This is a genomic window from Pseudoalteromonas sp. CF6-2 (assembly GCF_021729425.1).
Lineage (GTDB): Bacteria > Pseudomonadota > Gammaproteobacteria > Enterobacterales > Alteromonadaceae > Pseudoalteromonas > Pseudoalteromonas arabiensis.
Window position 1 is genome coordinate 579,117 of the sequence record NZ_CP091443.1, and the last position, 14,835, is coordinate 593,951.

Annotated in this window: 13 protein-coding genes; 7 read left to right on the plus strand and 6 right to left on the minus strand. The window is 41.3% G+C overall.

Annotated elements, in window-relative coordinates; all coding sequences use genetic code 11:
* Positions 1-35: 35 nt before the first annotated feature.
* The 5 genes from L3Q70_RS19280 (at position 36) to L3Q70_RS19300 (ending at position 5,566) form a co-directional block, all read left to right on the plus strand.
* Positions 36-899: a DMT family transporter gene (locus L3Q70_RS19280; protein ID WP_237115373.1), complete on the plus strand. Its 864-nt coding sequence runs from the start codon at positions 36-38 to the stop codon at positions 897-899.
* Positions 900-1,069: 170 nt separating this feature from the next.
* Entirely contained in the window at positions 1,070-3,409 is a 2,340-nt protein-coding gene (locus tag L3Q70_RS19285) for a TonB-dependent receptor (RefSeq protein ID WP_237115374.1), read from the plus strand.
* 44 nt (positions 3,410-3,453) lie between these two features.
* Positions 3,454-3,741, plus strand: coding sequence for a hypothetical protein (locus tag L3Q70_RS19290; protein WP_237115375.1), 288 nt, complete (start codon positions 3,454-3,456; stop codon positions 3,739-3,741).
* On the plus strand, positions 3,738-5,345 hold the full coding sequence (locus tag L3Q70_RS19295) for a PepSY-associated TM helix domain-containing protein (RefSeq protein WP_237115376.1): 1,608 nt from the start codon (positions 3,738-3,740) through the stop codon (positions 5,343-5,345). Before L3Q70_RS19290 ends, L3Q70_RS19295 begins: the two co-directional genes overlap by 4 nt.
* Positions 5,342-5,566, plus strand: coding sequence for a hypothetical protein (locus L3Q70_RS19300; RefSeq protein ID WP_237115377.1), 225 nt, complete (start codon positions 5,342-5,344; stop codon positions 5,564-5,566). The genes L3Q70_RS19295 and L3Q70_RS19300 overlap by 4 nt, the downstream gene beginning before the upstream one ends.
* 114 nt (positions 5,567-5,680) lie before the next feature.
* Here L3Q70_RS19300 and L3Q70_RS19305 read toward each other — a convergent pair whose 3' ends face one another.
* Positions 5,681-7,657: a ligand-gated channel protein gene (locus L3Q70_RS19305; RefSeq protein WP_062567585.1), complete on the minus strand. Its 1,977-nt coding sequence runs from the start codon at positions 7,655-7,657 to the stop codon at positions 5,681-5,683.
* A gap of 119 nt (positions 7,658-7,776) precedes the next feature.
* On the opposite strand from L3Q70_RS19305, the gene L3Q70_RS19310 reads away from it, so the two are divergent.
* Positions 7,777-8,682, plus strand: coding sequence for a LysR family transcriptional regulator (locus L3Q70_RS19310; RefSeq protein ID WP_062567586.1), 906 nt, complete (start codon positions 7,777-7,779; stop codon positions 8,680-8,682).
* Positions 8,683-8,698: 16 nt separating this feature from the next.
* On the opposite strand, the gene L3Q70_RS19315 is transcribed toward L3Q70_RS19310, so the two are convergent.
* On the minus strand, positions 8,699-9,316 hold the full coding sequence (locus L3Q70_RS19315) for a LysE family translocator (protein ID WP_237115712.1): 618 nt from the start codon (positions 9,314-9,316) through the stop codon (positions 8,699-8,701).
* A gap of 105 nt (positions 9,317-9,421) precedes the next feature.
* Positions 9,422-10,180: an SDR family oxidoreductase gene (locus tag L3Q70_RS19320; protein WP_237115378.1), complete on the minus strand. Its 759-nt coding sequence runs from the start codon at positions 10,178-10,180 to the stop codon at positions 9,422-9,424.
* 110 nt (positions 10,181-10,290) lie between these two features.
* Here L3Q70_RS19320 and L3Q70_RS19325 point away from each other — a divergent pair, with 110 nt between their 5' ends.
* Positions 10,291-11,199: a LysR family transcriptional regulator gene (locus tag L3Q70_RS19325; protein ID WP_237115379.1), complete on the plus strand. Its 909-nt coding sequence runs from the start codon at positions 10,291-10,293 to the stop codon at positions 11,197-11,199.
* Here L3Q70_RS19325 and L3Q70_RS19330 read toward each other — a convergent pair.
* From L3Q70_RS19330 to L3Q70_RS19340, 3 genes are all read right to left on the minus strand, one after another.
* Positions 11,173-11,469 carry a hypothetical protein gene (locus L3Q70_RS19330; protein ID WP_237115380.1) on the minus strand — a complete coding sequence of 99 codons (297 nt, stop codon included), beginning with the start codon at positions 11,467-11,469 and terminating at the stop codon, positions 11,173-11,175. The two genes, L3Q70_RS19325 and L3Q70_RS19330, sit on opposite strands and share 27 nt — an antisense overlap.
* Positions 11,470-11,597: 128 nt before the next feature.
* Positions 11,598-12,059, minus strand: coding sequence for a nuclear transport factor 2 family protein (locus tag L3Q70_RS19335; protein ID WP_237115381.1), 462 nt, complete (start codon positions 12,057-12,059; stop codon positions 11,598-11,600).
* Positions 12,060-12,333: 274 nt separating this feature from the next.
* Positions 12,334-14,787 carry a prolyl oligopeptidase family serine peptidase gene (locus tag L3Q70_RS19340; protein ID WP_237115382.1) on the minus strand — a complete coding sequence of 818 codons (2,454 nt, stop codon included), beginning with the start codon at positions 14,785-14,787 and terminating at the stop codon, positions 12,334-12,336.
* Between the last annotated feature and the right edge of the window lie 48 nt (positions 14,788-14,835).

Genomic DNA, 14,835 nt, shown 5'->3' on the forward strand with positions numbered 1-14,835 from the left:
GCAAATTCAAGCTTAAAACTCTCATAAGGACAGTGATGCCGCGCACTATACCACCGTTTCTAATTGCTGTTATTTGCGTTCTTCTAGCCATGGTTACGATTCAATCAGGCGCTTCTGTTGCTAAGCAATTATTCCCTTTGATTGGCCCTGAAGGCACAACCGCTTTACGCCTTGGTTTTTCTGCCGCCATTTTATGTTTAATTTTTAAACCTTGGCGTGCCTTTCCTCCTGTTGGCCAAAGGATGCCTGTTATTGTTTACGGGCTGAGCTTAGGCGGTATGAATATTCTTTTTTATTACGCTATAGAGCGTATTCCTTTGGGTATTGGTGTCGCGCTGGAGTTTACCGGTCCACTAGCAGTTGCCCTACTCTCATCACGCAAAAAACGCGACCTTTTCTGGGTTGCCTGTGCGATTGCTGGCATTATTTTGTTACTACCCGATATGAAAGGCGAAGACAGTTTAGATCCTGTAGGTGTTATATTGGCATTAGCTGCCGGTGCTTGTTGGGCGTTTTATATTTTGTTTGGCAAAAAGACCGGTAACCAAGGCTCTGGCGGTATGACTGTAGCAATGGGTATGAGTGTTGCTGCTATTGTGTTAGTCCCCTATGGTGCAGCGTCACAAGGTATGGCCTTATTAAGCTGGGAAGTTCTGCCATTAGGTATTTTAGTTGCCGTTATGTCGAGCGCACTGCCCTATACCCTTGAGATGGTAGCACTAAGAAATATGCCAGCCCAAGGCTTTAGTATTATGATGAGTTTAGAACCTGCCATAGCGGCACTCGCCGGATTTATAATCTTAAGTGAATTTTTAAGTATATGGCAATGGCTTGCTATTTTACTTGTAATAACAGCATCAGTGGGCAGTTCAATGTCTCACAGTGACACTAAGAATTAACTTTACTCATAAGTAAATTATTGAAAAAAGACGCTCAAGAGCGTCTTTTTTGTTCATATTAATCACTCCTTTTAAAATCTTTTAGTTTTTACTCTATTTAACAATTGTTAATAATAAGTCTCATTGATACAATGATAACCATTCTTATTACAGTGTAAATGGAACCTACAATGCTTATTCTAAGAAAAACAAAGTTAGCTGCCGCTATAACAAGTTTTTTAAGTGTCTCACTTCTTTCCCATACCGCGCTTGCTGATGAAGCTGATATTGAAAAAATTGTCGTTAAAGGCCAAAAAATAGATCGTACATTACAAGAAACCCCAGCAAGTGTAGCCGTTATTACAAATCAAACTATAGAACGTGAAAACCTAAACGACTTTTACGACGTGCTTGCTCGCACACCAAATGCCTCAGGCATGGACGGTGCAGGTTTCAATATTCGTGGTATTGACGCATTTAATGTTACTGGCGGTGGGTCTGGTGGCTTAGCAAGTGTGTATGTTGATGGTGCTCCAGTACCTTATCGTATGATGCAACAAGGTGGGTTTTCGACTTGGGATATTAGCCAAGTCGAAATTTTGCGTGGCCCACAATCAACGCTTCAAGGACGTAATTCACTGGCAGGTGCGGTGGTAATGAAAACCCGTGATGCCATGCACGAATACGATTTTAAAGGACGTATTGGTGTTGGCGAATATGGCACACAAGAAGCCGCCGTTGCGTTTGGTGGGAGCCTTATCGAGGACGAACTAGCATTTCGTGTTAGTGGCGAAAAACGCGACTTTGATGGTTACAACACAAATGTAGCAACAGGTGAAGAGTCTGACTTTGATAACAACGAATTTTACCGTGCAAAACTACGCTATACCCCTTCAGCATTGCCCGAATTCGAAGCCCAATTAAGCTTTATGCACGGTGAAAATGAAAAAGGGATTGATTGGGTCATGGTCGAAAGTGGTCACGAGGACTTCCCTATTAACGATATTTATGACGACCGTTATGTATACCTCGACTCACCGACGTATGAATGGGTTGATACCGATTTATATATCTTAAATCTCGACTATGACATTAATGATCAATGGTCATTTTCATCAATCACCACTTATTCTGACGCCAAGTATGCTTATGAGTGGGATGGTGATGCCAGTATGAATCCGCCACAATCAACCCTAACAGATGTGCGAACAGATGAAACAAGCACACAAGAATTTCGACTAACCTACGACGGCGACAAACTTTCGGGATTAATCGGCTTTTATTACTCTGATCTTGATGTATTTGATAGTAGTGGTGGTGAGCGCGGTATTACATTCGCGGATTTAGGTGTGCGTTCGCTCTTAACAGCGCCCACTGAATTTGGAGGTCTAGGTCTACCAGATGCATTAGCGTCGCAAGTCTTACAGTTTTACGCTGGCGCAGATCCTGTCTTTATAGGTCAAAATTCTGATTACATTCAAAAAGTAAAAACAAAAGCTTTATTCGCCGATTTTACCTATGAAATTAACGAGCAATGGGATGTTTTTGCTGGTCTTCGCTACGATAAAGAAGAACAAGCCAACGGAACTATTGCTGATATTTACATCACAGAGCAAACCCAAAACGCTTTACCTAAGCCTGAAGATTTTGCGAGTAACCCAACGCTTGCGCAACTCATTGCAGGTATTAATCAGCAGCTTTTTGCAATGGCCGATGGCGCATCAGGGGATGAACCTGTAGAAGATGCTGATTTTGACTCATGGCTACCAAAACTGGGCGCAACATACCGCTTCAATCAAGATGTTTCTACGAGCTTCACAGTACAAAAAGGCTATCGCTCGGGCGGTGTTGGTACCAACGTAGCAAAAGCGACGCCATTCACTTTTAATCCTGAGTATACATGGAACTACGAATTAGCATTTCGCTCTGTTTGGCTTGATGAAAAGCTGGTAATCAACGCCAATGCGTTTTACTTAGATTGGACAGATCAACAAATTGCTGTGTTTTTATCTGGCAATCAATACGACAGAGAAACTCGCAATGTTGGTAAATCACATGTGCAAGGCTTTGAAACAGAAATTAGTTATGAGTTAACAAATAATCTTAACCTTTACGGCGGGTTAGGTTATTCAAAAACTAAAATTGATGAATTTATCACTGACGTGAATGGTTCAGACGAAGATTATCAAGGCCGTCCTTTTGCAGGGGCACCAGAGTGGACTGCACTTTTTGGTTTAGATTACTTTAATGAACAGGGTTTCGTTGCAAATATCAATGCAAGCTATACAGGAAGTTCACAACGTTTATCTATCCCAAAAGAAACAAGTGATGGCAGCGTTATCGATCCACGAAATGACGCTTATTGGTTAGTCAATACACGTGTTGGCTACCAATGGGATAACTACGGCATTTATGCACTTATAGAAAACTTACTTGATGAGAAGTCTGTGCTTTTAAAACCAGCAGGGCTTGGTAATCAAACTCTTACTTCACCTAGAACAGCGAGTCTTCGTTTCGAAGTAAGTTTTTAATTAAATGCGGCGGCTACGGCCGCCTTTTTCTTTGGGGCACAATAATGACAAAAAACCACACATTTACTGCAACCAAGTTCCGCCATTTTATGGCCTGCTTACTCGCACTACTCACAGCAATTGTAATGATCCCTGGGATGACAACCTACCTCCCTTTTGCACTTGAAGAGCAGATCCTTATTCCTATTATGCTGTTTCCGCTAATTTGGGCAGGGTTATTTATTTACGCTTATATGGCTATTAAAGCTTGGCACCCTTTTCTATTAATGCTGCTCATATTACTCAGCCATGGTGCTTTAAGCTATTTTGCTGTCTCAGGGGGGCAAGCATGAAATCGATCACGTTAAAAAAGCTATTTTTACTCCATAGTTGGGTAGGAATTATTACCGCTATTTTATTATTTATTGTTTGCTTTACTGGTGCGTTGGCTGTGTTAAGCCGCCCAGAATTAAAGATTTGGGCAAACCCTGAGCTGCATCAACTCAGTACACTTCCTAGCGAAAAAATTACAGAAATAATTAATACATACCATAAAACCGTACCAAAAGGGTTTGGTGAAAATATTCATGTGTATTTACCAACGGGGCACAATACACATTTACTGACCGTATTGTTTGAATCACACCATGGCGATGAAAACTACAGTGAAGCCGCTGCCTATGCTTATCAGTTTGATCCACGAAATTATCAACTAGTTAATGAATATTATGGAACGACGAGTTACTTTTATGAACACAGAAAAACTGATGCTCCATCATTTATCGGGCATTTTCACGCTGACCTGCACTTAGGTAGACCTATTGGCCTAATTTTAACCGGATTTCTAGGATTAACATTACTTGTTTCTACAGTGACTGGTTTATTTATACATAGACAATTCTTTAAAGAGCTATTCACGTTCAGACGCAAAAAGCCGCTTGATGTCATTATTAACGATGGCCATAAAATTATGGGGATTTGGGGCAGCTTATTTCATGTAATCATCGGTTTTACAGGTGCTTTTTTAGGTCTAGCAACTGTTATTTTGCTGCCCGCTGCGGCTTTTGTTAGTTTTGGTGGTGATCAAGATAAGTTAATAGAAAAGTTCACCGCCATACCAGAACCTGTCATAAGTGAGCAATTTCAAGCCACCGATATCAATACCATTTTGCACGATGCACAAACTCGTTATCCAAAAGCTAAAATCGTCGATTTAACAATCATGGCGCACAACGATGCAAATGCAGAAGTCTACATGCGACTAATTGGTGGTGAGCAAGTGGCTTCACAACTGTTGAAGTACCATGGTTCAGGCGAATTTGTGAAGTCGATGAGTCGTTTTGGCGATATACCAGGCACATCGATAAAGGTATTAGAGCTGCTATTCCCATTGCATTTTGGCAATTTTGCAGGGCTATTTGTAAAACTCATCTGGGTATTCTTGGGACTTACAACGGCACTTTTACCCTTGTCAGGCATGATGATGTGGTTATCTAAACGCAGTAGAGGTAATAACCCAACATTAAGCCAACAAGCCTACCAACGCTGGAACAGAATTATTATTGGTACTTGTGGTGGCCTTGTAACCGCTTGCGCAATCCTATTTCCTACTCAAGTAATACTGAATAACTTCGTTGACAGCGCATTACACAATAATTACTTTGCACCACTGTTCTTTTATAGCTGGGTAGCTTGGTGTTTAATTGCCTTTATACCACTAAACTACTATCGTTTTTTACAGCTGACACTACTCACTATAGGCCTAGCATGTTGTGCAATTTTGCCATTAAATTTATTGTTTTCGTCAAGCCATGCATTCACTGCAAATAACCTTTTAATTAGCGTTGTCGATATCAGCTTTTTTGTTATTGGCAGTGTAGTCATTTACTGTGCAATAAGTAAGTTATCGGCTCGACTAACCACTAAAAAAATGGCTAAACAGGGAGTTGTTGTATGAATGTTATTTATTTGCTGATTGCGATGATGCTACTTATCACTAGTAGCTTATTACTTAGAAATACAAAAAAGTCTCACAGTTACATTGCGCTTTGTCTGTTTGTGGGTGCAAATATCCCGCTCATAATACTTTATGGTGCTATTGGTGGTATTTTTATTTCTATTGCAAGTTTTCTCGTTATAGGCCTGTTTACCGCACTTATTATGGGGAAGGCACAATAGCTCAATTTATGCTTGTCTGATTAGGTAAGTTATTCAGCATCGACAATAAAAAGCCAACCATCAAAAAGCCTGGTGGTTGGCATCTTTATAACTTTAGTGCCTAGTTACTAACAATTAAAAACTAAACCCAAGTGATACCCAATAACGGCGACCATCTTCAACATAGCCGTATTCATCTTCAGTGATTTCTTTATCAAACAGATTATAAACACCAAAACCTAACTTAATGCTGCGGCTTAAATCATAGTTACCGCCAATATCAGCCAAGGTGTAATCTGGTGCTATTAGGCTGCTTTGTGATGGCCCTGTTGTTGGCTGGCTTTCTTCACCACGGTAATGAACGCGTAACCACGTGCCTAGCTTATCAACCGGACGCCAATTAACAGAGGTTTGGACAATATGCTTAGGTAATTGGTTAAGTGGACTGCCTTTATATTCACCGGTTTTTTGCTCTGAATCTGTGTAAGTGTAATTTGCACTTACATCAAGCTCACTGGTAATATCGTAAGATACAGATAACTCAAAACCTTGCGTAACGGCTTCATCCACATTGACATAGGTTGTTGGCATCGAACCAAACTGGTTTGGTCCATCGGTACACTGTGTTAATGGGCATGAAATACGGGTAATTTTGTCATCAAATTCGTTGTAGAAGATGGTGCTCGAAAGAGTTAAATCACGATTTGCATCATAATAAATACCCATTTCATAGTTTACTGACTTTTCAGGGTTCAAATCAGGGTTACCGTAAATGTTACCGCCACGGCTCACTTGCCCCCAAGCTGCGGTAGATTGACGAATATTCGGCGCTCTAAAGCCTGTTGAAATACCCCCTTTAAGTGTTATCGCTTTTGATGCAGTGTATACACCATATAATCGAGGGCTAAAGTGGCCTGCAAAATTACCATCATGATCGTAACGAAGCCCTGTTGTTAGCTTGAAACGCGTGGTCGCACTCCATTCATCTTCAGCAAACACCGACCATTGCTCATTCTCCACATGGGTTAAATCACTAATGCGGTTACTGGTGTAATCGTCCAGCTCTTCTTTCAAGTAAGAAGCACCCAATGCGGCGTTATGATTGGTAAAAGGTAAAGTCCAGCTTGTTTGTGCATCCGTATTTTCAACGTACATTTCGCGAGACGTATTATCGAATTTATCGTACTTTAGGTAACTGCGTGATGAGCCAAAATCATAAAAGCCATTATGACTCAATGAATAGGTCTCTTGCTCATATTCAGTTGTTGATGATTCAGGGCAACCATTGCGCCCACAACTTTCGCCCTCAGCCAACGGCGCAACCGTTTTACCCAATGTTTCATCAAGCTTTTGTCGTGCGCCGCCTATCTCAAGCATCACTTCGTGACTATCTGATGGGGTTAAAATGAACTTCGCTTTTAAGTTACTTTGCTCTTTACCACGAAAACCGGCTTCGAAATCGTCTTCGTCACGCTTTGAAAATTGACCTGATAACTGCATCCCTAATAACTCAGGAATTAAGCCACCCGCAGTAAAGAAGCTGCCTTGATTGATATTACCCGACTCACTTGACTCTTGAATGGTGCTGTCTAAACGCAGTTCGCCATACCATTTTTCTGGTGTTTTGCGGGTAATAATATTGATAACCCCACCAATTGCATCTGAGCCATATAAAGATGACATAGGGCCGCGAATAACTTCGATGCGTTCAATTGCCGAAATAGGTGGAGTCCACGCCCCTTCAACGCCTGGACCATCACTGTTTGGACGTGTTTCACGTGATGTTTGACGCTGACCATCAATTAAAATTAAGGTGTATTGGTTTGCCATACCACGCAGGCTAATGTCCTTTCGGTCCCCGCCGCCTGTTACAACAACACCGGGCACGTCAGTCATGGCATCTGTTAAGTCACGATAAAAGCGTTTTTCTAGTTGTTCACGATCAATCACACTAATACTCGCAGGCGCTTCTTTAAGCATTTGCTCATAGCCAGATGCTGATACCACGATGACTTCCATATCTTGTTTTTTATCATCTGCATTTGCGTAGCTAGACAATCCAGCTAACACTGCTGCGCTAAGTGGTAAAAGCGTAGAAACGACCCTCGACATAATAATACTCCGTGACATCTGTTTTATAAATGATAATAATTAGCGTTTGCGATATTAATGAGAAGTCCCTATTTCTACAATTTACGATTTCTTAAAACTGAATTAAGAAGGCCTGAACAATGAACTCAAAACTAGTTAAAACATTACGAGTATTTTCTCGAACAGTTGAAACAGGCAATATGAGCAGTGCCGCAACAGAGCTGGCAATGACCACCTCTGCGGTAAGCCAACACATCAAACATTTAGAACAAGAGGTTGGGTTAAGTTTATTTAATCGAAGCCCAAGAGAATTGACCCTAACAGAAGCTGGGCATGTGTATTATCAAAGCTGTTTGAAAATGCTCACGCTGGCAGAACATGCCAGTAGTCAATTGCAAAATTTGCAAAGAAATCCAAGTGGGGAGCTAAAACTGGTTGCGCCGGTTGGTTTTGGTAGTGGTTTATTGAGCGAGCCATTAAAACAGCTAATCCATCAGTTTGATGATTTAAGCATTCAGCTTGTTTTAACAGATGAACCTGTCGATATGATCAAATCTGGTGCTGATTTGGCCATTGCAATCGGCCCTTTAACCGACTCTAATTTAGTGGCTCGTAAACTCGCAACATGGCCACTTAAATTATGCGCCCATAAAGATCACCCGCTCAGCAAACTTCAGCACGCAACATGGAATGATCTTGAATGCCATGCCAGAGTTGCCCATATCAGCGCAGACAGCAATGCATTCAATGCACTTACCCTTGACAGTAAACCATTACCTAAGGCAAAAATTATCGTCAATAATATGCAAGGCCTTACAAAGCTAGTATGTGATGGCGTGGGTTATGGTGTACTGCCTGAGCCTGAAGTGAGAAGTTTATTAAAAAGCAAAGAGCTTATAGAAATTGCTCCTGAGTGGTCTTTACCTGACTACACGGTGTACGCCGTTACACCCGCTAGAGATAGCCTTGCAGCGAAAACAAAAACAGCAATCGAGACACTAAAACAATGCTTTAATCTCGTAACCAACGATAAAGAACTCATTTAATTAGAAAAGTGTATGGTTAGCCCAAAGCTAACCATACACCAACAGCCATCATCAAAGCACCGGCAATACGGTTCAACCACTTAACGTTATCGCCTTTATCTAAAAACACCCGCAAGCTCTTACCACCCGTGGCATAAATAAGCATGCAAATAAATTCACTAAGCATAATAATACTCAGCAAAATAGCTAACTGAGGCGCAACGGCGGCATCAACATTAATGAAAGGAGGTAAGAGTGAGATCATAAATGCCCACCCCTTAGGATTCGCTATCGCAGTAATAAATCCTTGCGAGAATAATTGGCTACGCGCTATTTTCTGCTCAGCCTCGTTGCCAAGTTTAAAGCTTGTTTTTGCGCGCCATATATTGATGCCAAGGTAAATAAGGTAGGCCCCTCCTAAGTATTTTAAAACAGCAAATAACTCAGGGTAGTTAAGCATTATACTGGCAACCCCAATCACTGCAGCAATAGCAACCACTGCAACACCAAGCACTTCGCCTGCCATCATCCAAAGAGTACGTCTAACGCCTACACTCATACCGAGTGTCATGGCAAGTGTCATACACATTCCCGGCGTAATAGAAACAAAGAAAAAGGTCGGAATAAAAACCGCGAGTACTGCCAAATCGAGCATAAATGCAATCACATGTTCGTTGCTTAAAAAGAGAAAGCGATTAAATCACATTCATTTCAATAAGCAAACAAACACGCGATCACTGACATCACACTAGTTTGAGGATTATAAAAACATGCCACCCGATGCTTCAATACGCTGTCCGGTGACCCAACGATTTTCATCGCCGAGTAACTGCGCAATCATAGGACCGATATCATCCGCTTGACCAACTCGCCCCATAGCGGTAAATGAACTCACTAATTGCGCAACATCTTCATTATCACGCACAACACCACCCCCAAAGTCAGTCGCAATTGCGCCAGGTGCAACGACATTCACTGCAATATTACGCCCTGCGAGTTCTTTTGCCATGTATTTGGTCATGACCTCAACAGCCCCTTTCATGGTGGCGTAAGCTGCCTTACCTTGTAAAGCAAACCGTGTCAGCCCTGAAGATAAGTTAATAATGCGCCCGCCACCGCTTATCATCTCATGCAGTGTTTGCGTTAAGAAAAACACTCCTTTTACATGTACATTCATCAAGTTATCAAATATGGCTTCGCTGGTATCAGCAAATGTACTGTCACTACCATGACCTGCATTATTGATTAAATAATCAAACCGAGATGTTTGCCATTGTGTTTTTAAAATGCTTTCAAGTGATTGTTTAAATTCAGCAAAACCTAAAATATCGCTAACATCAAGTTGCATAGCGACTGCTTTTGCCCCCAGCGCTGCAACTTCCTCTACGACTTGTTGCGCTTCATCTTTATGGCTTCGATAAGTAAACACACAATCAATATTCTTACGTGCCAAACTTAATACCGTATTTTTCCCTAAACCGCGATTACCACCTGTGATCACTGCAATTTTGTTGCTCATCGTTGTTACCTTTTTGCTTTGAAGTAATTTTAAGCAACCAGTATATTTACACTGCAAAACTAGATAAACCATGTAAAATTGAAATAACTGTTCGTAAATAGCAAACAATCATGAATGAACTTAACGCTATGAAAACCTTTGTTCAGGTAGCTGAGCTAAAAAACTTTTCAGCTGCAGCACTTGCACTGAGCATGCCTAAGTCGTCTGTCTCGCAGTTAGTTAAACAACTCGAAGATACCCTAGGTGCTCGGCTCCTAAACCGCACAACAAGGCGGGTTACACTCACCAACGAAGGCACTGTTTTTTATCAGCGATGTAAAGATATGCTTGCTGATATAGACGAACTACAAACTCTATTTCATAAAAATGACGAAGCGTTATCAGGGCGTCTTAGAGTAGATATGCCACAACCAATTAGTCGGCGTTTAGTGTTGCCGAATCTAGAGCATTTTTTATCTGCACACCCACAATTAGAGATTGAACTGAGTAGTTCAGACAGGCGTGTGAACTTAATTGAAGAAGGGTTTGATTGTGTAGTGCGAGTCGGTAATTTAGAAGACTCATCGCTGATCGCTAAAAGAATTGGCCACTGCCCGATGATCAACTGTGTAAGCTCAGGTTATATTAAACAGTATGGCAACATCACTAAACTGGCTGATTTAGCCGAGCACTACATTGTTCGCTATAGTCAAACACTCGGTCAACTTGACCCAGGCTTTGAATACCAAGATACACAAGGTGATTGGCAAATTCTAGCCATGAAATCGCAGCTCACAGTTAACAATACGGATGCCTATAAAGCAGCGTGTCTAGCAGGGCTTGGTCTTATTCAAGTGCCACGCCATGGAGTTATCGATGAGCTTAGCCGAGGTGAGCTTGTGCAAGTTTTACCTGACTATAACTTGCCGCCCATGCCAATTAATATCGTCTACCCGAATCGACGTCACTTACCAAGGCGTACTCGGGTGTTTATTGATTGGTTAAGCGAGCAATTACAACCTGTTATCGAGCAAAAATGATAAGCGTTCATCAGCTTTAGATGGCGCTAACTCAATGATTTTAGGTTTAACTACATTTTCGATTACAAAAGGATCTTCAGCGACAATTTCTTCGATCTCCTGCTTGGAAACACCGACTGCAATAATGCCGCCGCCTGCGTTAGGCTGTAAGCTTCCAGATAACACAAAGATACCTTTATCAAACCCCGACTGAAGCCATTTTTTATGGCCTTCCATAAAATCTTTAGCTTGAGATTTATTATCTGAGAACCTTAGTTGAATTATAAACATTTTTTTATTCCTTTTTACGTATTATTTGAATTCACTTTCAACATGCCAGAACGATTTAAAGCACATAAACATACTAACTTTCATATGATGCTAGTTTGGAAAAACATAATATATTTTGTATATAAACATTACTCATGATACTTGCGAATTACTGCGACTTTATCATCTTCTAGTTCAAGCACTTCCATCATTGTCTGAGAATATTCAATCGGCTGTTTACTTTGTGGGTGAACACCTTTTGCATAATTTTTGTATCGAATCGCAATGGCTGATTTGTTAAAAACAAAGACGTTTAATAACGTCGCTTCATATTCGGTATGTGCTCCCAAATAAAAAGTCATTCCCTTTCTCATCGACTCTTTGCCATCAGGTAATCTAGAATCATCAACAACATAAGGTAAATGGGAATGCCCAATATCGTCTGTTAGTAAAGACAGGTATTTTTCTAACTCAACACTAGATGCATTAGGAGACTGAGTAGCTGTCATAAGCTTGAAATATGTTTGTGCGAATTTTTCCAAATCTAACTCTTTAGAAGCTAAAGAAAAAGAAGAGGTTAATAATAAGGTAAGCAATAAAATATATTTCATTAAAACTCCATTTTTTAAATAAACTTAATATCAAGCCAATGGGCTTTTTCCATATCTAGCTCAATTTAATCTCAATATCTTTAACAACTAATTATTAATAACAGAAAATATTACCTCTATCTACAGCAAATAAATGGCAAATTGATATTTGGCTAATGTAGTAACAAAAACAACTGATTAAATCGATTTCTTTACTTTGAAAGAAACTTTACAACCATAAATACAAAAATCCCCGCTTCGAGGGCGGGGATTTTTAATATAAACATTTAACTAATTACTGAGTGACACTTTCAGCGGCAGCTGGCTCTGCAGGCTCTTCTTCACTTAGTAAGTATTTATCAAGCCATTGCTCTTGCTCCCACAGCACATGCAATAGGCTCTTACGAGCGCGGTAGCCATGAGCCTCATACGGCAGCATCACTAAGCGGGCTTCTTTACCAAGGCCTTTTAATGCCGCGTACATACGCTCGCTTTGCATCGGGAATGTACCTGAGTTTGGATCTTCTTGACCGTGGATCATTAGCATAGGCTCATTGATTTTCTCAGCATGGAAAAACGGTGACATAGCCGCATACACATCTTGGGCTTGCCAAAAATCACGCTCCTCACCTTGGAAACCAAATGGCGTTAAGGTGCGGTTATAAGCACCACTGCGTGCAATACCTGTTTTGAATAAATCACTATGTGCTAATAAGTTTGCCACCATGAAAGCACCATAAGAGTGACCAGCAATGGCAATGTTATCTTTATCTGCGATGCCCCTTTCAACTAACACATCAACCGCAGCTTTAGCACTTGCCACCAGCTGTTTACGAAATAAATCATTCGGCTCTTTGCCATCAACACCCACAATTGGCATTTTCGGGTCGTCAAATACCGCAATCCCTTTTGCAAGGTAAGGCATTGGCCCCCAATAACCAATATAGGTAAATTGATAAGGAGACTCGCGTACCTGTGAAGCAACCGCTTTATCTTTATATTCAAGCGGATAAGCCCACATTAATACAGGTAATGTGCCTTGGGTTTTATCATAGCCTGGTGGCAGGTATAAAGTACCGCTTAGCTCAACACCATCATCACGCTGATAACGAATAAGCTCTTTTGTTACCCCTTTAAACTCAGGGTAAGGATGCTCAAACGTCGTTAGTTGTGTCAGCGTATCGTCGCCTAAATCACGGATAAAAAAGTTAGGTTGCTCGGTTTTAGATTCTCTAATGGTAATGAGTCGCTCACCTTCATCATCCAGCATCGCACGAATACGTTCATAATAAGGTGCAGCCGATTGCCAAATACGCGTTTTTGAGTTCGTTTTTACATCATAGCGATCTAAAAATGGGATATTACCCTGTTCAGATGCCCCATTACCACGTAAGAAAATATAACGCCCGCCAACGACTTTGATAACACTTACACCGAGATCGTTTCGCTCATAAATGGGTTTACCTGGATCTTTATACGCATCGTTATAGCTGCGCTCTGAAAATAACACGCGATTTCGGTCGGCATTGCGCGGCTGAATAACGTATGTGCGCAACTGCCTATCACTAAAGCGCCATTCAGATAACAGTGCAACATTGTTATTGCCCCACTCTATTGAATCAAAGCGACGTTCAACTTTAGCAAATAATTTTGGGTCTCGTTTAAACGGTGCACGCAAGCTATAAAGATAGTCATGATGAGGCACGTCTGTTTTCATATCGCCACCATCTTGCGCCTGTGCCCAAATAACTTCCGCACCTTGATCTGCACGCCACTGAAACTCACGAGGACCGGTACGAACACTGTCATAACCTTGTGGGATGTTGTCTGCTAGCGGCTGTTTAGCAAGCTCAGCTAAGGTATACCCTCGCATGCCCCATATTTGCCATGTGGCTGCAAACCGGCTGTAAGGAACTTGATATGAGAATGGCTCATCAATCATGCCTACTAAAATATTGGTTGAATCAGGTGAGACTGAAAATGATTTAATTAAGCCTGGCTGGCCAATCGGCTGTGCCTGGCCGCTAAGCGGAATATAGGTAAGTTGGCTTTGTCCATAAAACTTAAATTGCGCCTCATCAAATGGGCTACTAAGTAAATTTTGATACGTACGCGCAGGGGCTTTTTCACCGCTACTTTGTTGGATAACAGGTACAACCCCCGTAGTGTCATTCGAAAGGCGTGCTTTGCCTAAATTAACGGCTGCATTAGCAAGCAAAGCGCTGCTATCAGGTAGCCAACTGTAGGGCGAACGAGTAAGCACTGAGTTTAAAGCCGTGTCACTTAACTGCCTTGCTTGTTTAGTACTGACATTATAAACCCATAAGTTTGCAGCGGACGCTTGTTCTACAACGAACGCTAAATACTGACTATCGCTAGACCAACTTGGCGCGCGAATAATGCCTTGAGGTAATCCTGTTACCTCTATTTCGCTGCCTGTTTCAACATGCTTTAGAACAATGTTTGTAAATTTTGTTCGCTCTCGAGAACGTGAGAAATTAGCAGGGTTAAGTTTTATACCCGCTAACTTAAGCTCCTCTTTTGACAGGTCTTGTAATGTTTCAATGCGTTTCCTATCGAATAACGCCAACCACTGACCATCATTTGATAGGTAGCTACTGGGCGCTAACTTGGCATCAACAACAGCCGCAAGAGCTGGTGACGGGGTTTGGTATCCTTCGTTGGCAAAACTTGAAGTACTCACGGATACGCCAATAACTAGCGCAAAAAGCAATTTAAATGCTTTCATATCGGTTCCTTTTTCGTTTTTATTCTCGATAATCTAGACAGTTTAGGG